This window comes from Saccharomonospora sp. (assembly GCF_027317685.1).
Lineage (GTDB): Bacteria > Actinomycetota > Actinomycetes > Mycobacteriales > Pseudonocardiaceae > Saccharomonospora.
In genome coordinates, this window is sequence record NZ_DAHVQP010000057.1 from 26,203 (window position 1) to 48,825 (window position 22,623).

Below are 22,623 nucleotides of genomic sequence, written 5' to 3' on the forward strand. Positions count from 1 at the left end.
GCTCGACGGAACGGAGCAGGGCGGGGAGGAGCCGGGCGGGGACGCCGAGAGCACCCGTTGGCGGTGATCCGGCGCTTCCCTCGGCGTGACCGAGGGTTCTGGTTCGGGCTCGCCATCGAGGTCCTCGCGCCACTGTTGGCGGCGGCGACACGGTGGCGGATCGAGGGTGGCCAACACCTTCCCCGACGAGGTGGCGTGCTCGTGGCGAGCAACCACCTGTCGTTCGCCGATCCCATCGCCGTGACATTGTTCACCCTCGCGGCGGGCAGGGTGCCCCGTTTCTTCGCCAAGGCGGAGCTGTGGGACACCCCCGTCGTGAAGAGGGTGATGACGTCCGGCGGGCACATTCCCGTGCACAGGGGCCGGGCGAGCGCCTTGGACGCCTACCGCGACGGCGTGGCCTCGGTGCGCGCGGGTGAGTGTGTGGTGGTGTTCCCCGAGGGCGGGTTCACCGAGCGGCCCGACGGCTGGCCGAGCAGGGGTAAGACGGGGCTGGCCCGGATGGCCCTGACCACGGGAACCCCCGTCGTGCCGCTGGCGTGCTGGGGGACTCAGGAGCTGTTGCCCGTGGGGAGTCGATTACCCAGGGTGCGCCGCCGTCCGGTGTTGCATCTGGTGGCGGGTCCGCCCGTCGATCTGTCGGACCTGGTGTGCGAGCGACCGACCGCGAGTCAGCTCCGGGAGGCCACGGAACGGATCATGGCCGCCGTCACGGAACTGCTGTCGCACATCCGTGGCCAGGACCCACCGGCCGAGACCGAGAAGGCATAATCGCGGCCATGAGCGAACACTTCGACGTTGTGGTGCTGGGCGCAGGCCCCGGTGGATACACCGCCGCGGTCCGTGCGGCTCAGCTCGGGTACGACACCGCCGTCATCGAGGAACGTTACTGGGGCGGGGTGTGCCTCAACGTCGGGTGTATTCCGTCGAAGGCGTTGCTGCGTAACGCCGAGCTCGCCCACCTGTTCACCCACGAGGCGCGCACGTTCGGCATCCAGGTCGACGGCGAAGTGACGTTCGACTACGGCGCCGCCTATCAGCGTAGCCGCAAGGTCGCCGACGGCCGGGTCAAGGGCATCCACTACCTGATGAAGAAGAACGCGATCACCGAGCTCCACGGTCGCGGCACCTTCACCAGCGACTCCTCGATCGACGTCGCCACGGCCGACGGAGTGGAGACGGTGACGTTCGACCACTGCATCATCGCCACGGGCGCGTCGCCGAAGCTGTTGCCGGGCACGTCCGTCAGCGACCGGGTGGTCACCTACGAGGAGCAGATCCTGGCTTCCGAGTTGCCGGAGAGCATCGTCATCTGCGGCGCGGGTGCCATCGGCGTCGAGTTCGCTTACGTGCTCCACAACTACGGTGTCAAGGTCACCGTCGTCGAGTTCATGGACCGCATGGTGCCCGCCGAGGACGAGGAGGTGTCGGCCGAACTGGCCCGGCGTTACCGCCGGCTCGGTATCGACGTGCTCACGTCCACGAAGGTCGAATCCATCGACGAGTCGGGCGAGCAGGTCCGTGTCACCGTGTCCAAGGACGGCCAGCAGCAGGTCCTGGAGGCCGACAAGGTGCTGCAGGCCATGGGCTTCGCCCCCAACGTGCAGGGCTACGGCCTGGAGAACACCGGTGTCGCGCTCACCGAGCGGGGCGCCATCGACGTGGACGGCCGCTGCCGCACGAGCGTGCCGCACATCTTCGCCATCGGTGACGTGACGGCCAAGCTCATGCTCGCCCACGCCGCCGAGTCGATGGGCATGGTGGCCGCCGAGACCATCGCGGGCGCGGAGACCATGGAGCTGGACTACCGCATGATCCCGCGGGCGACGTACTGCCAGCCGCAGGTCGCCAGCTTCGGGCTCACCGAGGAGCAGGCCAGAACCGAGGGCTACGACGTGCAGGTGTCGAAGTTCCCGTTCACGGCCAACGGCAAGGCTCACGGTCTCGCCGACCCGGTGGGCTTCGTCAAGATCATCAGCGATGCGAAGTACGGCGAGCTGTTGGGTGGACACCTCATCGGCCCCGATGTCACCGAGTTGCTGCCGGAGCTCACGTTGGCGCAGCAGTGGGACCTCACCGTGCACGAGGTGGCTCGCAACGTGCACGCCCATCCCACCCTCGGCGAGGCAGTGAAGGAAGCCATCCACGGCCTCGCCGGCCACATGATCAACATGTGAGCGGTAGGTCGTTTCCAGCCTGTCCGTGCTGCGGTGCGGGACCGGCCGTGTTCGAGCGCCGGTCCTGACCGGACGGAGCATCAGGACCGTCCGAACGGGGTAGTCGTCGTCGCATGCGGGTGGGTAAAGATCACTACTGATCCTCGTGGTCTTCGTCCCCTAAGGTTTGCGTTTATGGCCGTCCCGCAGTTCGCCCGGCTTCCCGTGTGTCTCATCGCCGGCGCCGCGATGGTGGTACTGCTGGCTTTCGGCAACCGGTACGGCTACCACGGCGACGAGTTGTACTTCATCGCCGCGGGACGTCACCTCGACTGGGGCTATGCGGATCAGCCTCCGCTGCTGCCGTTGTTGGCGCTGCTCATGGACGGCCTGTTCCCCGACTCCGTCATGGGATTCCGGCTGCCCGCGGTGTTGTTCACCGGGCTGGGCATCGTCGTCGCGGGTTTGACGGCCCGCGAACTCGGCGGCGGCACGCGGGCGCAGGCCATGGCGGCGGGGGCGTACGCGTGCTCGCCGTTCCTGTTGGCGGGTGCGGGACACATCCTCGCCACTCACATGGTGGACGCGTTCCTGTGGACGGTCATCGTGTGGCTGGTGGTGCGCTGGGTCCGGGTGCGCGACGACCGCGTGTTGCTGGCGGCCGCACTCGTGACGGCCGTGGATCTGCAGGTCAAATTCCTCATCCCGGCCTTCTGGTTCATGGTCGTGGTCTCGGCGTCACTGCTCGGGCCGAGGGATCTCGTGCGTAGGCCGTTGTTGTGGATCGGGGGCGCGATTGCCGTGGCGGCGTGTGTCCCCACCCTGATCTGGCAGGCGAGCAACGGGTGGCCGCAGCTGGAGATGAACCGCATCGTGGCCGACGAGGTGTCGTACGCGGGTGGGCGGTTGACGTTCCTGCCGATGGCGTTGGAGCAGGCCGGGTACGGCGTGGGCGCGGTGTTGTTCGTGCTCGGTGTGTGGTGGCTGTTGCGGTCGCCGAGGATGCGCGCGTACCGGTTCCTGGGTGTCACGGTGCTCGGCGTGACGCTGCTGTTCTGGTTGAGTTCCGGGCGGCCGTACTACGTCGGTGGGCTGTTCGCGTTGTGTTTCGCGGTCTCGGCCGTGGAGCTCGACCGCCTGCTGACGGCGCGGTGGCGGCCCGCGGTCGCGTTGGCGTACGCGGTGTCGGCGGTGGTGGCGATCAGCTGGTTGCCGGTCAAACCGATATCGGCCTACGCGGGTCAGCCGTACGACCCGATGAACATGGAGCTGGAGGAGTTCGGCTGGCCGCAGGTCGCCGCCAGTGTCGCGGCGGTCTATCGTGAGCTGCCGGAGGAACGCCGGGCCGACACCACGATCGTCACGGAGACCTACTGGCAGGCCGCGGCCATCGAGAAGTTCGAACCCGACCTTCCCGAGGCGCACAGTGGGAGTCGGGGTTACTGGTATTTCGGCGTTCCACCCGAGGACGCGTCGCTGACGTTGTTCGTGGGCGGCTCCCGCGACCAACTCAAGCCTTACTTCGATCGGGTGAAACGTGTCGGCACCGTGGATAACGGCCACGAGGTCAACAACGGCAATCAGGGTGCCCCGATCTGGCTATGCGAGGGGCGGATCGCGCCCTGGGGCGAGCTTTGGCCCACGTTCCGTCACATGACTTTCACCTGGTAACCGTCTGGTCTCGACGGGTTTCGTGGCGTAGAGGTTGATGTTGCCACAAGTTCCTTCTTGACGACTGACGGTCACAGCCCTACTTTTGCATGCCAGAGAAGAAAGTGGGGCTGACGTGGATTTAAGTCTGCACGCGGCAAGCGATGATGTGAGCGCGGTGCCCCTGCTTGCGGTGCGTGGCATCGTGAAGTCGTTCCCCGGTGTTCGCGCGCTCGACGGCGTCGACCTGGAGGTGCGTGCGGGCGAGGTGCACTGCCTGCTCGGTCAGAACGGGGCGGGCAAATCCACGTTGATCAAGACCCTCGCGGGTGCCCACCGGCCCGACAGGGGCGAGATCGTCTGGCAGGGGGAGACGATCGAGCTGCCGTCACCGGTCGCGGCCCTGCGCCGGGGCATCGCGACGATGTACCAGGAGCTGGACCTCATCCCCGGCCTGTCGGTGGCGGAGAACGTCTTCCTCGGGCACGAACGTGCGCGGTACGGCTTCATCCGCCCCGCCGTGGCCAGGGCAGAGGCCGCCGCGCTGCTCGAGCGCCTCGGGCATCCGGAGATCTCGCCCGACGACGAGGTCGGTGATCTGTCCGCCGCGGGCCAGCAACTGGTGTCGATGGCCCGGGCGCTCGCGCACGACGCGAAGCTCATCATCGCCGACGAGCCCACCGCCGCCCTGGCCGCGGACGAGGTGGACAACCTCTTCCGCGTCATCGGCGACCTCACCGACCAAGGTGTCGCCGTGATCTACATCTCCCACCGGTTGGAGGAGATCCGCCGCATCGGTGACCGGGTCACCGTCATCAAGGACGGCCGCACGGTCGCCACCGGCTTTGATGCCCGTGGGCACTCGTCGTCCGAACTGGTGGACCTCATGGCGGGGCGCAAGGTGCAGACCGCGTTCCGGGAAGCGGGACAGGCGCCCGTCGAATTCGGTGACGTGCTGCTCGACGTGCGTGATCTGAGCAGGACGGGCAAGTTCGCCGACGTGTCGTTCACCGTTCGAGCCGGCGAGATCGTCGGGCTGGCCGGGCTCGTGGGGTCGGGCCGCAGCGAGATCCTGGAGACGGTCTTCGGTGCGCGCAGGCCGGACAGCGGCACCGTCTCGGTCGCCGGGGAACCGTTACGCCCGGGCAGCGTGGCCTCCGCGGTGAACGCCGGGATCGGACTCGCGCCGGAGGAACGCAAGAGCCAGGCGCTGTTGCTGGACATGTCGGTGACCCACAACGTCACGCTCGCCAGCCTCGCCCGCTACAGCAAGTTCGGTTTTTCGCTTCGGGACAAGGAGTTCCGCGATTCTTTGTCCACACTGGAGCGACTCGATCTGCGACCGGCCGAGCCGAGTCGGCCGGTGGGCACCCTCTCCGGCGGCAACCAGCAGAAAGCCGTCGTGGCGCGCTGGCTGGTACACGGTTGCCGGGTGCTGCTACTCGACGAACCGACCCGGGGTGTGGACGTCGGCGCGCGCGCCGAACTGTATCGCCTGATGCACGAGCTCACCGCGTCCGGTGTGGCGGTGGTGCTGGTGTCCAGCGAAATCCCCGAGGTGCTCGGTCTGGCCGATCGGGTGCTCGTGCTGCGGGAAGGACGGGTGCTCGCCGAGCGCCCCTCGGGCGAGCTCACGGAAGCGGACATCCTCGACATGGTCATGGAAGGAAGTGCGGCGTGACCGAGACGCTCGACCGACCGCCGGTGAGACCCCGGAGCACGGGCACACGGCGCAGGCCCTCCGTCGACATTCGGCTCCTCGGGTTGACGGGTGTGCTGGTGTTGCTGTGCCTCATCGGTTTCATCACGAACCCCGACACGTTCCTCACCCAGGACAACCTCTCCATCATGCTGCGGCTCGCCGCGGCGATCGGCGTGGTGAGCGTCGGCATGACCTTCGTCATCATCGCCGGTGGCATCGACCTGTCCGTCGGGTCGATCGTGGCGCTGGCGAGCGTCTGGATGACCACGGTGGCTACACAGTCGTACGGGCCGGTCGTGATGGTGTTGTGCGCGCTCGCTGTGGGAGTGGGCTGCGGCCTGGTGAACGGGTTGCTGATCTCCTACGGCAAGGTCGTGCCGTTCATCATGACGCTCGCGATGATGGCCTCGGCGAAGGGGCTGGCCGAACGTATCAGCGACCGGCGCACCCAGGTGGTGACCGAGACGGGGTTCACCGACCTCTTCCGCGGCAGCTTCCTCGGCATCCCGGTGTTGGTGTGGTTGCTGGCCCTGGTGTTCGCCGTCGGCTGGATCGTGCTCAACCGCACCACGTTCGGCCGGAGGACGTTCGCCATCGGTGGTAACGCGGAGGCCGCGCGACTATCGGGCATCGACGTCAAACGGCACACCGCCCTGGTGTACGGCATCAGCGGACTGTGCTGCGGTATCGCGGCGATCATGGTGGTGTCCCGGACGACGTCCGGTGCCTCGACCAACGGCCTGTTCTACGAGCTCGACGCCATCGCGGCCGTCGTCATCGGCGGCACCCTGCTCTCGGGTGGACGCGGCAGTCTCTTCGGGACACTCATCGGTGTCCTGATCTTCACGGTGCTCAACAGCATCTTCACGCAGAACAACCTCGACACCGACATCCAGAACATCGCCAAGGGCGCGATCATCGTGGTCGCCGTGTTGCTGCAGAACACCGCCCGACAGCGAAAGAACAAGGACAAGGGCGCCTCCCCGCCGCCGGCGGTCGGGCAGGAGCCTCCTTTGGACCCGGCAACCGGAACCAGTGGGAGTAAGCCATGACCAGAATGGGCCTAGCACGCCGTGGTTTCCTGTTATCCACCGCGGGAGTGGGTGCGGGGGTGGTGCTCGCGGGGTGCACCTCCAACGAGAAACCCGCCGACGCCGGGCAACAAGCCCAGGGCGGTGGACAGCAAGCCGACACCGAGCCGGGTAAACCCGTCACCATCGGTTTCTCCGCGCCCGCGGCCGACCACGGCTGGATGGCCGCCATGACCATCAACGCGCGGGAGACAGCCGAGCAGTACTCGGACGTCACCTTGGAGGCCACCGAGGGCACCAACGACGTCAACCAGCAGATCGCGCAGGTCGAAACACTCATCAGCAACGGTGTGGACGCGTTGGTGATCCTGCCGTTCGACGGCAAGTCGCTCACCCAGGTCGGAAGACAGGCCATGGACGCGGGAATCCCGGTCGTCAACGTGGACCGGATGTTCGACACACCGCTGGCCTACCGGACCTGGATCGGCGGTGACAACTATCGCATGGGCGTCAACGCGGCGAACTACATCGCCGAGGAACTCAAACGGCGCGACATCAGCGATCCGGTGATCGGTGAGGTCGCGGGAATGGACAACCTCCCACTCACACAGGAGCGGAGTCAGGGCTTCGCCGACGCGCTCGCCGCGCACGGACTCGAAGTTGGACATCGGGTGGCGGCGGAGTTCACGCCCGAGTCCGGTGAGCGGCAGACGGCCAACCTGCTGCAGTCCGCGCAGAACCTGGACGCGCTGTGGAACCACGACGACGACCAGGGAATCGGCGTGGTGGCCGCCATCGACTCCTCGGGTCGTGACGACTTCTTCATGGTGGGCGGGGCGGGGTCTCGCAACATGATGGACCTCATCAAGGCCGATTCCGGGCCGGTGAAGGCCACCGTGCTGTACAGCCCCTCCATGGCGTCGTCGGCGATTTCGCTGGCGAGGTTGCTCGGGCAGAGCAAGGGCATGTCCGACCTCACCGAGCACGAGATCCCCGCCGAGATCACGACGTACTCGGCGGTGGTCACCAAGGACAATGTGGACTCTTATCTCGACGTTGGGTTCGATTCGTGACAGAACAGAAATCCAGTAACGACGGCAGGCGGCCCGAACTCGGGGTCGCCATGGTGGGGCACGCCTTCATGGGGGCCGTGCACTCGCAGGCGTGGCGCAGCGTCGCCCGCTTCTTCGACGTGCCGTACACCCCGAGAATGGTGGTGCTCGGCGGACGGGACGCGGAACGTGCCGCACGAGCGGCCGAACGCATGGGCTGGGAGGCCTCCTCCACCGACTGGCGCGAGCTCGTGGAACGCAAGGACGTCGACCTGATCGACATCTGCACCCCGGGTGACAGCCACGCCGAGATCGCCATCGCGGCGTTGGAGGCGGGCAAGCACGTGCTGTGTGAGAAGCCGCTGGCCAACACGGTCGAGGAGGCCGAGCGCATGGTGGCCGCGGCCGAACGGGCCCGCGAACGCGGCGTGTACTCGATGGTGGCGTTCAACTACCGCAGAGTGCCCGCGCTGGTGCTGGCGAAGCGACTGGTGGACGAGGGAAGACTCGGCGAGCTACGGCACGTGCGCGCCACGTATCTCCAGGACTGGCTGGCCGACGCGGAGGCGCCGATGACCTGGCGGCTCCGCAAGGAGCAGGCGGGTTCGGGAGCGCTCGGCGACATCGGTGCGCACATCATCGACGCCGCCCAGTTCGTCACCGGACAGACGATCACGGGTGTGTCCGGGTTGACCGAGACGTTCGTGCGGCAGCGGCCCTCGGACGATGGTCCGGAGGCCGTGACGGTGGACGACTGCGCGGTGTTCATGGCCCGGTTCTCCGCTGGCGCGGTGGGCAGTTTCGAGGCCACGCGCTACGCGCTGGGACGCAAGAACGCCATGCGGCTGGAGCTCAACGGGTCGAAGGGCAGCCTGGCGTTCGATTTCGAGTCGATGAACGAGCTGTGGTTCCACGACGGTGAGGAACCCGCCGAGACCGGCGGTTTCCGACGCATCGTCGTCACCGAACCCGACCACCCCTACCTCGAAGCCTGGTGGCCGCCGGGGCACGTCCTGGGCTACGAGCACACATTCACCCACGAGATCGCGGACCTGCTCACCGCGATCGGGACGGGGAAGAGAGTGGAACCGAGTTTCGCCGACGGCCTGCGCGTGCAGCACGTGCTGGAGGCGGTTGAGCAGAGCGCGAAGAACGGATCGATGTACAGACAGGTTTAGTCCGAAAGCGACTGTATCCCACGAGGGTGGGGGACAGGAGTAGGTACCAATGCAACGAAGCAGTAGTACCGGAAAGACGAACCGAGCGTCCCGACGCGGTTGGAAGTCCGCGGCCGTGGCGGCGTTGGCATTGTGTACGGGATTGGGCGGCGGTGGACTCACGTTCACCGCCGCCGCGGAGCCACAGGCTCAACCCGATGCCAGCGTGCTGGTCTTCTCGAAGACCGAGGGCTTCCGGCACGACTCGATTCCCGCGGGGATCGAGGCCATCGAGCGGCTGGGCGCCGAGCACGGTTTCGCCGTGGACGCCACGGAGGACGCCGAGGCATTCACCGACGACAATCTCGCCGGTTACGACGCCGTCGTGTGGTTGTCCACCACCGGCGACGTGCTGAACGACGACCAACAGGCCGCCTTCGAACGCTACATCTCCGAGGGCGGTGGCTACGCGGGCGTGCACGCCGCGTCCGACACCGAGTACGACTGGCCGTGGTACGGCGACCTCGTAGGCGCCTACTTCGACTCCCACCCGCACATCCAGGAAGCGACCGTCACCGTCGAAGATGGAGAGCATCCGTCTACAGCAGACCTTCCGGAACAGTGGGTTCGCGCCGACGAGTGGTACAACTTCCGGGAGAACCCGAGGCAGGACGTGCGTGTGCTGGCCTCGCTCGACGAGGGCAGCTACGACCCCGGATCCGGGGCGATGGGGGACGACCACCCGATCGCCTGGTGCCACGAGAACAGCGGCGGCCGCGCCTGGTACACCGGCGGCGGACACACCGTCGAGTCCTTCGCCGAACCGGAGTTCCTCGCGCATCTCGCCGGCGGCATCCGCTATGCGGCGGGACTGACCGACGCCGAGTGCTCGACCACCGACGGCCCGGGCACGGAGGTGCCCACCGACTCCGACTTCGACCAGATCACCCTGGCCAGAGGGTCGGAGGTCACCGGTGAGCCGATTGCGTTGTCGGTGTTGCCGGACGGGCGGGTACTGCACACCTCCCGCGACGGTCAGGTCTTTTTGACCACGCCGGAAGGCACCACCTCGGTGGCTGCCGACCTCGACGTGTACAACCACGACGAGGACGGACTGCAGGGCATCGCGGTCGACCCGAACTTCGACGAAAACCACTGGGTCTACCTCTACTATGCGCCGCCGCTGGACACCCCGCCCGGTGATGCGCCGGAGAACGGCAGCCCGGAGGACTTCGAACCGTTCAAGGGCCACAACCAGCTGTCGCGGTTCAAACTCACCGACGAGGGAACGCTGGATCTGTCCAGCGAGCAGCAGATCCTCCAGGTGCCCGCCGACCGGGGCACGTGCTGCCACGCCGGTGGTGAGATCGACTTCGACGCCGACGGCAACCTGCTGCTGTCCACGGGCGACGACACGAACCCGTTCGCCTCGGACGGGTACACGCCGATCGACGAACGCTCGGACCGCAACCCGGCATTCGACGCGCAGCGCAGCTCGGGCAACACCAACGACCTGCGCGGCAAGATCCTGCGCATCACGGTGCAGGAGGACGGCAGCTACACCATCCCCGAGGGCAACCTGTTCGAACCGGGGACCGAGAAGACCCGGCCCGAGATCTACGCGATGGGCTTTCGCAACCCGTTCCGGTTCGCGGTGGACCAGGAGACGGGCTGGATCTACGTCGGTGACTACGGCCCCGACGCCGGTTCGGCCAATCCCGACCGTGGTCCGGCGGGCACCGTGGAGTTCAACCTCGTGACCGAACCGGGCAACTACGGTTGGCCGTACTGTGTCGGTGACAACGAGCCGTTCATCGACTACGACTTCGAAAGCGGCACCTCCGGCGAGGCGTTCGACTGCTCGGCACCGGTCAATCAGAGCCCGAACAACACGGGCCTGACCGAACTGCCCCCCATGCAGCCGGCGTGGATCCCGTACGACGGCGGGTCGGTGCCCGAATTCGGTACCGGCGGCGAGTCGCCGATGGGCGGCCCCGTCTACCGCTTCGACCCGGAACTGGAGTCGAACACGAAGTTCCCCGAGTACTACGACGGCAAGAACTTCGCCTACGAATGGGACCGCGGCTGGATCAAGACGATCGAGGTCGGCGAGAACGGTGAGCGCGGCGCGATCGAGCCGTTCTTCGACTCGATGGAACTGGTCCGGCCGATGAACATCGAGTTCGGCCCCGAGGGGTCGCTGTACGTGTTGGACTACGGCAGCAGCTACTTCGGTGGGGCGGACGACTCGGCGTTGTACCGCATCGACTACACGCAGGGCAATCGCACGCCGCGTGTGTCGCTGTCGGCTGATGTGACCTCGGGCCAGGCGCCGCTGGAGGTCACGTTCGACCCGTCGGCCGAGGACGCCGACGGAGACGAGCTGACTTACGAGTGGGACTTCGACGGTGACGGCGAAGTCGACTCCACCGAGGCCGGACCGGTGAGCCACACCTACACCGAGAACGGGCAGTACCACGCGAAGCTGTCGGTGACCGACTCCACCGGACTGACCGGCAGCGCGAGCGTGGTGATCACCGTGGGCAACACCGAGCCGACGGTGATGTTGGAGACACCTGTCAACGGCGGGTTCTTCGGATTCGGTGACTCCGTGCCGTTCAAGGTCACGGTGACCGACCCGGAGGACGGGGAGATCGACTGCTCGAAGGTCACGGTGGAGTACATCCTCGGCCACGACAACCACGGTCACCCGCTGTCGAGGGCGTCCGGTTGTGAAGGGTTCATCGAGACTCCCGCCGACGAGGGCCACGGGCTCGACGCCGACATCTTCGGTGTCATCGACGCGAGTTACACCGACAACGGCGGCCCCGACAACGCGCCCCCGTTGACCGGTTCGGGACAGAACATCCTGCAGCCGAAGATCAAGCAGGCCGAGTTCTTCACCGAGCTGGAGGGCGTCGAGGTCGTCGAGGACGCTGGTGCCAGCGGTGGCAAACGAGTCGGTCACATCGAGGACGGTGACTGGATCAAGCTCGACCCGGTCAACCTGACGGGCGTCGACAGCATCACCTACGGCGTGTCCTCGGGCGGTGCGGGCGGCACGATCGAGGCCCGCGCGGGCGCGCTGGACGGTCCCGTGGTGCACACGGTCGACGTGCCGAACACGGGTGGTTGGGACTCCTACACCGACATCGGGCCCGTGGAGGTCACCGATCCGGGTGGTACCCAGCCGTTGTACCTGGTGTTCCGCGGTGAGGGTGATGGAGGATTGTTCGACGTGGACGTCCTCCACATCAACGGCGCCGGTGTGGCCCGACCCGATCAGCCACCGGCCGAGTGCGAGCCCGCGCAGCCCGAGGAGGGCTACCGGATGCTGTTCGACGGCACCTCGGCGAGCCTGGAGAACTGGAATCAGGCCGGCCCCGGTTCGTTCGAACTGGGTGAGGACTGCACCATCAAGTCCGTCGGTGGCATGGGGTTGCTGTGGTACGGCGAGCAGTTCGGCGCCTACAGCCTCAAGCTCGACTGGAAGATGGCCGGTGACGACAACTCCGGCGTGTTCGTCGGCTTCCCGGACCCCGGCGACGATCCGTGGGTGGCGGTGAACGAGGGATACGAGATCCAGATCGACCCCACCGACGACCCTGAGAAGACCACGGGTGCCATCTACGAATTCCAGTCGGCGGACCTGGAGGCGCGGGACGCGGCACTCAACCCGCCGGGGGAGTGGAACTCCTACGAGATCGTGGTCCGAGACCAGACGATCCAGGTGTACCTCAACGACACCTTGATCAACGATTTCGTCAGCACCGACACGAACCGGGACCTGACACAGGGTTTCGTGGGGCTGCAGAACCACGGTGACGAGGACGAGGTCTGGTTCCGCAACGTCCAGATCCGCGACCTCGACACCACGGCCCCGGTCACCGAGGCGTCGTTCGCCGAGCCCGGCGACAGTGGCTGGCACGACGGCGAGGTCGGGGTCACCCTGTCAGCTGCGGACGAGGGTTCCGGAGTCGAACGCATCGAGTACAGCCTCGACGGTGGGGACTGGACCACTTACACCGAGACGGTGGTGATCGGTGGCGACGGTGAGCACACGATGCTGTACCGCGCCGTGGACAAGGCGGGCAACGTCGAGAACGACAAGGCCGTCACGGTCAAGATTGACGGGACCGCTCCGACGGTGATGGTCGCCGGTGTCGCCGACGGTTTCGTCTACGGCGACGCCGAGGAACTCACCATCACCTGGGAAGCCCGGGACGAGACCTCCGGGGTGGAGTCCTCGTCGGCGGTGCTCGACGGGGAGGAACTCGAATCGGGTACCACTGTGCCGTTGCATCGGCTCGACCTCGGCGAACACTCGCTCGCCGTGAGCGCCACCGACACGGCGGGCAACACCGCCGAGCACACATTGGCGTTCACCTCGACGACGTCGTTTGACGACGTGTCGTCGCTGATCGCACGGTTCGCGGCGGAGGACAGGCTCGACACGGTGGACAGGGTGATCCTGTCGGTGCAGCTGGCCTGGGCCGAGCGTGCGAGCAACCGGGATCGATCGGTGCAGGCCGCGGTGGCGATGCGGTTGTTCGTCGCCACGGCCGAGCACGTGTCCGACGACGAGGTGAGGGACACGTTCGTGCGTGACGGGCGAGCGCTGCTCGGCCACGTCAACGGAGACACACCGATACCCGTCGTCTCGTGATCCCCTCCCGGGCGGGCGTCCGCGGCGCGGCAGGCGCCCGCCCGGGAGTTCCCACACCGGCCACGGAACCGGTGCGGGCCGGTGAAGACGTCATCGAGAACGGGAGAAGTCCTCGCAGGGTGCGGTGGAACGAGGTCCGCCGAGAAGAAAGACAAGTGAGCCGAAGGATTGGTGGAGCATGGCACCCACAGGGGTGTGGTTGATCGGTGCGCGGGGGTCGGTCGCCACTACGGCGATCACGGGATTGCTCGCGTTACGGTCCGGAATAGTTCCCGACGTCGGTTGTGTCAGCGCGCAACAACAGTTCCGGAACGTTCCACTGCCCGGGTGGGACGAGATCCACGTCGGCGGTCACGACATCGTCGACACCTCGTTGGAGAAAAGGGCCGAACTGCTCACCGAGTCCGGTGTGATCCCGTATCGGGTCTTCGAGGCGGTACGGCCTTCTCTGTCCGAAGTGGATGAGGAAATACGCCCGGGTTACCACCCGGCCACTCACGTGGGCACCCAGTCCGACGCGGCCCGAGCTCTCGCCGACGACATCACCGCTTTCGCCCGGCGCAACAACCTCACCAGGGTCGTGGTGGTCAACGTGTCGTCCACCGAACCCGTGTTCCCCACCCTGCCCGAACACGGCAGCCTCGACGCGCTGGAGGCGGCCATGGCGGTGCCGGGGCGGACGGTGTTGCCACCGAGTTCCGTCTCGGTCTATGCGGCGTTGCGGGCGGGATGCTCGTTCGTCGACTTCACTCCGTCCACGGGAATCCGCCTCGCCGCGCTGCGGGAACTGGCGGAGAGACAGGAGTTGCCTTACGCGGGATCGGACGGCAAGACCGGCGAGACGCTCATGCGCAGCGCGCTCGCGCCGATGTTCACCACCAGGGCGCTCGCGGTGCGGTCGTGGACGGGCACGAACCTGCTCGGTGGCGGTGACGGCAGGACACTGGCCGACGCCGAGCACGCCAGCAGCAAACTCGAGTCCAAGGGCCGAGGACTCTCCACGCTGCTGGGCAGGGAGGTCACCGCGCCCCTGCACATCGACAACGTTCCCGACCTGGGGGAGCAGAAGATCGCCTGGGATCACGTGTCGTTCGAGGGTTTCCTCGGGGTGCGGATGAGCCTGCAGTTCACGTGGACCGGCTACGACTCCTCCCTCGCCGCTCCATTGGTGCTCGACCTGGCACGGTTCACGGCGGCCGCGCACGCCGCGCGGCACACTGGACCGCTGGGAGCGCTGGCGTTCTTCTTCAAGGACCCGATGGGTACCGAGGAGCATCGGCTCGGCGAACAGTTCGCCGAGCTCGTGTCGTGGGCGGGCACGCTGTGAGCGCCTACGTCGAACTCGTCCGGGCACCGGCCGCCCTGACGGTCGTGGGTGACACCGTGGCCGGTGGTGCGGCGGCCGGGACACCACTGCGGGGCAGACGCCTGTTGCTGCCCACGGCGTCGGCGGCGTTCTACTGGGCGGGTATGGCGCTCAACGACTGGGCCGACCGAGACCTGGACGCCGTGGAGCGTCCGGAACGGCCCATCCCGTCCGGACGGGTGAGCGCGGGCGCGGCCCTGGCCACCGGCAGCGCGCTCACCGCAGCGGGGCTCGTGCTCGCCCGGCTCGGCGGCGGTGCCCGGGCATGGCGCACCGCGGTGCCTCTGGCCGCCTGTGTCTGGGCCTACGACACAGTGTTGAAGGGCACCGCGTTCGGCCCGGTCGGCATGGCCGCGTGTCGGGCACTGGACGTGTTGCTCGGCGCGGGCGGCGGGGAACGCACGGCCCTGCCCGCGGCGGCGGCGCTCGGCGTGCACACCCTGGGTGTCACCGCGCTGTCGGCCGGGGAGGTCCACGGCACCTCGCCGGGGACGGCGGGCGGTGCTCTCACGACGACAGCGGCCGCGACCACGTTGGCGACCCGGGGGACCGGTGGGGCCCGGCGATCCGGTGGTCGGTTGCGTCGTGCGTTCACGGCGGTGTTGGCCGGAACCTACGCGACCTCCGTGGGCAGGGCCCAGTACGCGGCGTTGCGGGAACCGTCGGCCCGGCACGCGCGCCAGGCCACGAAGGCCGGCATCCACGGCATGGTCCCGCTGCAAGCCACCGTCGCGGCACGGCACGGTGCCGTGCGTTCCGCGGCCTTTCTGGCGACGGCTCTACCACTGGCCCGACGACTCGCGAGGAAGGTGAGCCCGACGTGAGCACACTGCGATTCGGTTACGGCACCAACGGTTTCGCCAATCACCGGCTCGACGACGCCCTGGCCGTCATCGCCGACCTCGGTTATTCGGGGGTGGCGTTGACGTTGGACCACGCGCACCTGGACCCGTTCGCCGACGACGTGGCGACACAGACCCGGCGGGTCGCGGCGCGGCTGGCCGAGCTCGAGCTCGGCGTGGTGGTGGAGACCGGGGCGCGGTTCCTGCTCGACCCGTGGCGCAAACATCAACCGACCCTGTTGTCCGACGAACCCGGTTCGCGGGTGGACTTCCTGCGCCGGGCCGCCGAGATCGCCGAGGACCTGGGCGCGGACTGCGTGTCGTTCTGGTCGGGAGTGGCCCCGCCGGGTCTCGACGACGACACCGCGTGGCGGCGACTGCTCGACGGCGTGGCGGCCGTGTTGGACGGTACGGACGGTACGCGGGCCCGGTTCGCGCTGGAGCCCGAACCCGGCCACTACGTGCAGCACCTCGACCAGGTCCTGCGGCTGCGGGAGGAGTTGGGCGACCCGGAACGGCTGGGCATCACGATCGACGTCGGACACTGCGTCGCCGTGGAACCGGTCAGCGCGGCCGAATGCGTGCGTAAGGCCGGGGACCTGCTGTTCAACGTGCAACTGGACGACATGTTGCCCGGTGTGCACGAACACCTGGAGTTCGGGCAGGGGCAACTGGACCTCGCCGAGACGCTGGGAGCGTTGGCCGAGGTCGGCTACGCCGGTCTGGCCTCGGTAGAGCTGCCCCGGCACAGCCACGCCGCGCCCGATGTCGCCCGGCGTGCGAAGACAGCGCTGGACGCGGCCGACTGGGTGGTCGACGCGGAGGCGGCCGTCCGCGCGGAACCCACCCGTATTCGGACGTTGTTCCCGGCCGTGGGCCGCAAGGTCGGTCGTGGGCCCGTGCGTCCGGAAGTCGACGCCAACGGATTCGTGTACGGCACCGTGGACGACCGTGCCCGGGGCAGGCTGTTGGCGGCACTGGCGTCGGTGCTGGACGCCGATGTGCTGGTCGAGGAGGTCGAGCAGCTGTACCGCTACGGCGACGGTGCCGAGCGGCGCGGTGTCCTCCGCAACCTGCACCTGTTGCCGACCGAGGACGCGCAGGTCGTCGAGGCCGGGGTGCGGCTGGTGACCGATGCGCTGCGGGCCAACGACACCGGCCTCGTGGCGGCGGCGCTCGGGCCGTTCGCCGCCGACCGGCTCGACGACCACAACTGGCGACACGGTGTGCTCAAGTGCCTGTTCACCGGAGTTCCGACGGCGGCGGTGTCCGGGTTGGCCCGTCGCTGTGATGCCGAGTTGCAACGCATGGTCAGTGACTACGCGGCCGAGAGGAAGGCCGCGGGTCGTGCCGTGCCCGCCGACGCCGAGGCGATTCTCGCGCTCGGCTCCGTCACCCGCGAGGAGGGGCCCGTCCGATGAGGATTTTCGATCCGCACATCCACATGACGTCGCGCACCACCATCGACTACGAGGACATGTACGCCGCGGGCGTCCGTGCTCTCGTGGAACCGGCGTTCTGGCTCGGGCAGCCGCGCACGAACGTCGGATCGTTCACCGACTACTTCGACGGGCTCATCGGCTGGGAACGGTTCCGCGCGTCACAGTTCGGCATCCGCCACCACTGCACGATCGCGTTGAACCCGAAGGAGGCCAACGATCCCCGCTGTGTCGAGGTGCTCGACGTCCTGCCGCGCTACCTCGCCAAGGACGGCGTCGTGGCCGTCGGCGAGGTGGGCTACGACTCGATGACCGAGGCGGAGGAGAAGGTGTTCACCCACCAGCTGGGCCTCGCGATCGAACACGAGCTTCCCGTGCTGGTGCACACGCCGCACCGCGACAAGCTGTCGGGGACCAAGCGCACCCTCGACGTGGTGCGCGAGTCCGGTATCGACCCGTCCCTGGTGGTGGTGGACCACCTCAACGAGGTCACTGTCGGCCTTGTGGCCGAGTCCGGTTGTTGGATGGGTTTTTCCATCTACCCCGACACGAAGATGGACGAGCACCGCATGGTGTCGATCCTCCAAGAGTACGGCACCGAGCGGATGCTGGTGAACTCCGCCGCCGACTGGGGGCGTTCGGACCCGCTCAAGACCTACCGCACGGGCAAGGCGATGTTGGAGGCGGGTTTCTCCGAATCCGATGTGGACAAAGTCTTGTGGGGAAACCCCGTGGAGTTCTACGGGCAGAGCGGAAAACTGATGCTCGACCCGTTGCCGGAGGCCGCACCGAACGCGGAGACGTTCGAGGGCAACTCGGTGTTGCGCGGCGCGAGGAAGTGAACCGTGCTCTCGTACTGTACGAACGTCCATCCCGCCGAGGACCTCGACGGCATCGTCGCGCAGCTCGACACCTACGCCACCCCAGTGCGGGAGGAACTCGGTGTCGATGTGCTGGGTGTGGGGCTGTGGCTGGCCGCCGAGGTGGCTTCCGCGCTCGCCTCCGACGCCGCGGCCCGGGCTCGGCTGGCCGGTGAACTGAAGGCCAGGGGCCTGGGTGTGCAGACGCTGAACGCTTTCCCGTACGGCGGTTTCCACGACGCCGTGGTCAAGCACTCGGTGTACGTGCCGACGTGGACCGACCCGCGCCGGGCGCACTACACCCGTGATTGCCTGACGGTACTGGCCGACCTGCTGCACGAGGACGCCGACTACGGCAGCATCTCGACCTTGCCGTTGGCGTGGCGAGAACCGTGGGACACGGCCGAGGACGACCGCGCGGCGGCGATGTTCGCCGAGGTGACCGACCACGCCCGTACGGTGTCGCGGCGGCTGGGCAAACCGCTGCGGTTGGCGGTGGAACCCGAGCCGGGGTGTGTGCTCGACACCGTCGCCGACGCCGTGTCGTGGCTGTCGGGCCGGGTCGATCCCGAATACGTGGGCGTGTGCCTGGACACCTGCCATCTGGCCGTGTCGTTCGCGGACCCGGCCGAGGAGGTCCGGCGCATCCGCGAGGCCGGGCTCGACGTGGTGAAGGTGCAGGCGTCGGCAGCACTCCACGTCGACGACCCCGCCGACCCCGCGGCCCGGGCCGCGCTGGCCGAGTTCGTCGAACCCCGATACCTCCACCAGGTGCGGGAACTCTCCGCATCCGGTGAGGTACTCGCCGCGGACGACCTCGACCGGGCGCTGACGGACCTGCCGAGAAACGGTCCGTGGCGGGTGCACTTCCACGTGCCCCTGCATGCGCGGCCGGAGCCGCCGTTGAGATCCACCACCGACGTGCTGACGGGTGCGGTCGCGGCGCTGGCCGCGGACCGGGGCGAGCTGCCGCACATCGAGGTCGAGACCTACACCTGGTCGGTCCTGCCCCGAGCCCATCGAACCGACCTGGCCACCGGAATCGCCGAAGAACTGCGCTGGGCGCGCACGGAGGTAGCCGTATGAGGAAACTGCTGATGCTCGACGTCGTGGGCCTGACTCCCGCGCTGCTTCGGCACATGCCGAACCTGTCGAAGATCGCCGAGCGCGGTTGGGAGGCCGAACTCGGTACGGTGCTGCCCGCGGTCACCTGTAGTGCGCAGTCGACCTTCCTCACCGGGACGCTGCCTGCCGAACACGGCATCGTCGGCAACGGCTGGTACTTCCGCGACCTCGGCGAGATCTACCTGTGGCGTCAGCACAACAGGCTCGTGCAGCGGCCGAAGGTGTGGGAGACCGCGCGCGCCGCGTATCCCGACTACACCGCCGCGAACGTGTGCTGGTGGTACGCGATGGGCATGACCACCGACATCACGGTCACGCCCCGACCCATCTACCACGCCGACGGGCGTAAGTCACCGGACTGCTACGTACGTCCGCCGCATCTGCACGACGCGCTCACCGCCGAGTTCGGGGAGTTCCCGCTGTTCCAGTACTGGGGTCCCACGGCGTCCATCGCGTCGTCGAAATGGATCGTGGGAGCCACGCGGCGGATCCTGCGCACCGACAACCCGGATCTGCTGATGGCGTACGTGCCGCATCTGGACTACGACCTGCAACGTCACGGGCCCGACTCCCCGCAGGCGGCGAAGGCGGCCAGGGAGGTCGACGCCGCGTTGGCGCCGTTGCTGCGCGACGCCGAGAACTCGGGTTCCACGGTGGTGGTGTTGTCGGAGTACGGCATCACGTCCGTGGACACACCGGTGGACATCAACCGCGCGTTGCGCAGGGAGGGGTTGCTGGAGGTCTACACCCAGGACGGAATGGAGTACCTGGACCCGTGGACCTCGCGGGCGTTCGCCGTGGCCGACCACCAGGTCGCCCACGTCTACGTCGCCGACGAGAAGGACCTGGAAAGAGTCCGCAAGATCGTCGAGAACCTGACCGGGGTGGACGAGGTCCTGGACCGCGAGGCCCAGGCGCGTTACGGGATCGACCACGAGCGGGCGGGGGAGTTCGTGGCGGTGGCCGAACCACGCGCCTGGTTCACCTACTACTACTGGCTCGACGACGACCGTGCGCCGGATTACGCGCGCGGTGTGGAGATCCACCGCAAACCCGGCTACGACCCCGCGGAGCTGTTCTTCGACCCCACCGACTCGCTGGCCAAGGCGAAGGCGGGGCTGAACCTGGTGCGCAAGAAGGTCGGGCTGCGTTACGCCATGAACGTGGTCCCCACTGACCCGAGGTGGGTTCGCGGTTCCCACGGTCGGCTGCCCGATTCCCCAGAGCACGGACCCGTGCTGCTCTGCTCCGACCCGGCCGTACCGTCCTTAGTGGAATCCAAGGGCCGTATCGCGGCCACCGATGTACGTGACCTTCTTTTGAAACTGCAAGGGATCGACGAAGGAGCTCGACGATGAGCCGACCGGTAACGCTGTTCACGGGCCAGTGGGCCGACCTGCCGTTCGAGGAAGTGTGCCGCCTCGCGTCGGAATGGGGGTACGACGGGCTGGAGATCGCCTGCTCGGGCGACCACTTCGAGGTCGACCGAGCTTTGTCCGAAGAGGACTACGTAGCGAACCGGCTGAAGCTGCTCGATTCCTACGGTCTCAAAGTGTGGACCATCTCCAACCATCTCGTGGGCCAAGCGGTGTGCGACGACCCGATCGACGAGCGGCATCGCAACATCCTTCCCGCCCGTATCTGGGGTGACGGTGATCCCGAGGGCGTGCGGCAGCGGGCCGCGGCCGAGATGGCCGACACCGCCAGGGCCGCCGCGAAGCTTGGGGTCGACACCGTCGTCGGCTTCACCGGCTCCAAGATCTGGAAGTACGTGGCGATGTTCCCACCCGTGTCCGCCGAGATGATCGAGGACGGGTACGCCGACTTCGCACGTCGTTGGAATCCGATCCTCGACGTCTTCGACGAGGTGGGGGTGCGGTTCGCGCACGAGGTGCATCCGAGCGAGATCGCCTACGACTACTGGACCACCAAACGGGCACTGGAGGCCGTGGACCATCGCCCCGCGTTCGGTCTCAACTGGGATCCGTCGCACTTCGTGTGGCAGGACCTCGACCCGGTCGGTTTCATCCTCGACTTCGCCGACCGCATCTACCACGTGGACTGCAAGGACACGAAGAAGCGGTTCGACGGTCGCAACGGCAGGCTCGGTTCGCACCTGCCGTGGGCCGACCCACGCCGGGGCTGGGACTTCGTGTCCACCGGACACGGCGACGTGGACTGGGAGAGCGCGTTTCGAGCCCTGAACGCCATCGGCTACACCGGGCCGATCTCGGTGGAGTGGGAGGACGCGGGCATGGACCGGCTGCGAGGGGCTGCCGAGGCCGTCACCTATATCCGCGGACAGCTGTTCGACAAGCCCGAGGCGGCGTTCGATGCCGCGTTCAGCACGGAGAGGAACTGAAAGACGCGATGAGAGACACCAGGCTGTCCCGCAGAGCGATGTTCCGCACCGCGGCGGGAGCCGCGGCGGCCGTGGGGCTCGCCGGAGCCATGAGCGGCACGGCACACGCCGACTGGGGGTGGTACGGCAGGCGTATCCCCAAGCAGATGATCAGCATCCAGCTCTACACCCTTCGCAACCTGTTCGAGGCCGATCTGGAGGGCACGCTGGAGGCGTTGGCCGACATCGGTTACCGCACCGTGGAACTCGCGGGCACCTACGGCCGGTCGGCCGCCGAGTTCCGGCGACTGCTCGACCGCTATCACCTCAAGGCGACCTCGGCACACGTCGACTTCGACGGCGCCGACGTTGACGAGCTCATCGAAGACGCGAGGACGATTGGCTACCGCAAGGCGGCCTGCGCCTACGCCGACTTCTCGACGCTGGAGGAATGGCGGGCGTTCGCGGGCAGGCTCGATGCGGCCGCGGCGGCGTTCCGCAAGGCGGGGATCTCCTACGGCTACCACAACCACGACCACGAGTACCAGGCCATCGACGGTGTCCGGCCGATCGATGTGATCGCCGAGCGCACCAGCCCTCGCAACGTGCACCTGGAGTACGACCTGTACTGGCTCGTGGTGGCCGGTGCCGACCCGGTGGTGGAGTACTACCGCCGGTTCGGGCGGGTGCAACAGTTCCACGTCAAGGACCGCGGCGAGGACGGCGGTTGGGCCGATGTCGGCACGGGCACCATCGACTGGCCCACGCTGTTCCGCCGCACCTGGATCGGGCCGATGAAGCAGTACATCGTCGAGCACGACGACCCGGCCGATCCGCTGAACACCGCGAAGGTCGGGTACGACTACCTGGCGAACCTGCGTTTCTAGTTCCTGCGGTGATTCCTCCGGCCGTGAGTGGCGGGCGCGCTACTCACGGCTGGAGAAACCGGTTGCACGGGATGTCAGCATGGCGCTGTGGATTCACCCGACGACACGGACCTCGCACAAAAGCCCACACCGTTGTCCGGCCGAGTGGCTCTCGGGCGAACGCAGGTCGGGTTCGAGGCCGTGACCGTAGCCGCCGTCGGCGTTGCGGTACGCGGCGAGCGCGGACAGCGTCGCCTGGGGATCGCCACGGCCCACGAGGAATCCGTATCGGTGTCGGTCGAGCAGACGGGCGTGGCCGGTGAGGAACGTGGACGCTGCCGCGAGAGCTGTAGCGCGGGTCATATCCGCA

At 67.6% G+C, this 22,623-nt stretch carries 16 protein-coding genes and 1 pseudogene; 16 read left to right on the top strand and 1 reads right to left on the bottom strand.

The features are described 5' to 3' along the window. Positions 1-63 precede the first annotated feature (63 nt). The 16 genes from M7H19_RS07030 (at position 64) to M7H19_RS07105 (ending at position 22,274) form a co-directional block, all read left to right on the top strand. On the top strand, positions 64-771 hold the full coding sequence (locus M7H19_RS07030; protein ID WP_298178481.1) for a lysophospholipid acyltransferase family protein: 708 nt from the start codon (positions 64-66) through the stop codon (positions 769-771). 8 nt (positions 772-779) lie between these two features. Then, the gene (gene lpdA / locus M7H19_RS07035; protein WP_298178485.1) at positions 780-2,177 is read left to right on the top strand and encodes a dihydrolipoyl dehydrogenase; all 1,398 of its coding nucleotides are present in this window, start codon (positions 780-782) and stop codon (positions 2,175-2,177) included. A gap of 174 nt (positions 2,178-2,351) precedes the next feature. Then, positions 2,352-3,827: a glycosyltransferase family 39 protein gene (locus M7H19_RS07040; RefSeq protein ID WP_298178488.1), complete on the top strand. Its 1,476-nt coding sequence runs from the start codon at positions 2,352-2,354 to the stop codon at positions 3,825-3,827. Positions 3,828-3,984: 157 nt separating this feature from the next. Then, positions 3,985-5,487, top strand: coding sequence for a sugar ABC transporter ATP-binding protein (locus M7H19_RS07045; protein WP_298178491.1), 1,503 nt, complete (start codon positions 3,985-3,987; stop codon positions 5,485-5,487). Then, positions 5,484-6,560 (top strand): ABC transporter permease, encoded by a 1,077-nt coding sequence (locus tag M7H19_RS07050; protein ID WP_298178494.1) that lies wholly within the window; start codon positions 5,484-5,486, stop codon positions 6,558-6,560. The genes M7H19_RS07045 and M7H19_RS07050 overlap by 4 nt, the downstream gene beginning before the upstream one ends. Then, a complete protein-coding gene (locus M7H19_RS07055) occupies positions 6,557-7,612 on the top strand; it encodes a substrate-binding domain-containing protein (protein ID WP_298178496.1) in 1,056 nt (351 codons plus the stop codon). The genes M7H19_RS07050 and M7H19_RS07055 overlap by 4 nt, the downstream gene beginning before the upstream one ends. Positions 7,613-7,662: 50 nt before the next feature. Next, entirely contained in the window at positions 7,663-8,769 is a 1,107-nt protein-coding gene (locus M7H19_RS07060; RefSeq protein WP_298178630.1) for a Gfo/Idh/MocA family oxidoreductase, read from the top strand. A 49-nt stretch (positions 8,770-8,818) separates the two neighbouring features. Further along, positions 8,819-13,414, top strand: a complete 4,596-nt coding sequence (locus M7H19_RS07065) for a ThuA domain-containing protein (RefSeq protein WP_298178498.1) — start codon at positions 8,819-8,821, stop codon at positions 13,412-13,414. A gap of 178 nt (positions 13,415-13,592) precedes the next feature. Further along, complete coding sequence (locus M7H19_RS07070) at positions 13,593-14,741, top strand: inositol-3-phosphate synthase (RefSeq protein ID WP_298178501.1); 1,149 nt, start codon at positions 13,593-13,595, stop codon at positions 14,739-14,741. Further along, positions 14,738-15,604 (top strand): SCO3242 family prenyltransferase, encoded by an 867-nt coding sequence (locus M7H19_RS07075; RefSeq protein ID WP_298178632.1) that lies wholly within the window; start codon positions 14,738-14,740, stop codon positions 15,602-15,604. The genes M7H19_RS07070 and M7H19_RS07075 overlap by 4 nt, the downstream gene beginning before the upstream one ends. Next, a complete protein-coding gene (locus M7H19_RS07080) occupies positions 15,601-17,043 on the top strand; it encodes an EboA domain-containing protein (protein WP_298178504.1) in 1,443 nt (480 codons plus the stop codon). The genes M7H19_RS07075 and M7H19_RS07080 overlap by 4 nt, the downstream gene beginning before the upstream one ends. Then, positions 17,040-17,903, top strand: coding sequence for a TatD family hydrolase (locus M7H19_RS07085; RefSeq protein WP_298178506.1), 864 nt, complete (start codon positions 17,040-17,042; stop codon positions 17,901-17,903). The genes M7H19_RS07080 and M7H19_RS07085 overlap by 4 nt, the downstream gene beginning before the upstream one ends. 3 nt (positions 17,904-17,906) lie before the next feature. Then, positions 17,907-19,007 (top strand): metabolite traffic protein EboE, encoded by a 1,101-nt coding sequence (gene eboE / locus M7H19_RS07090; protein ID WP_298178508.1) that lies wholly within the window; start codon positions 17,907-17,909, stop codon positions 19,005-19,007. Further along, positions 19,004-20,404: a nucleotide pyrophosphatase/phosphodiesterase family protein gene (locus M7H19_RS07095; protein ID WP_298178511.1), complete on the top strand. Its 1,401-nt coding sequence runs from the start codon at positions 19,004-19,006 to the stop codon at positions 20,402-20,404. Before eboE ends, M7H19_RS07095 begins: the two co-directional genes overlap by 4 nt. Next, complete coding sequence (locus M7H19_RS07100; RefSeq protein WP_298178513.1) at positions 20,401-21,408, top strand: sugar phosphate isomerase/epimerase family protein; 1,008 nt, start codon at positions 20,401-20,403, stop codon at positions 21,406-21,408. The genes M7H19_RS07095 and M7H19_RS07100 overlap by 4 nt, the downstream gene beginning before the upstream one ends. A gap of 8 nt (positions 21,409-21,416) precedes the next feature. Beyond that, positions 21,417-22,274, top strand: a complete 858-nt coding sequence (locus M7H19_RS07105) for a sugar phosphate isomerase/epimerase (RefSeq protein ID WP_298178518.1) — start codon at positions 21,417-21,419, stop codon at positions 22,272-22,274. Positions 22,275-22,421: 147 nt separating this feature from the next. On the opposite strand, the pseudogene M7H19_RS07110 reads toward M7H19_RS07105, so the two are convergent. Then, positions 22,422-22,616: pseudogene (locus M7H19_RS07110) on the bottom strand (hypothetical protein); the annotation flags it as partial. Between the last annotated feature and the right edge of the window lie 7 nt (positions 22,617-22,623).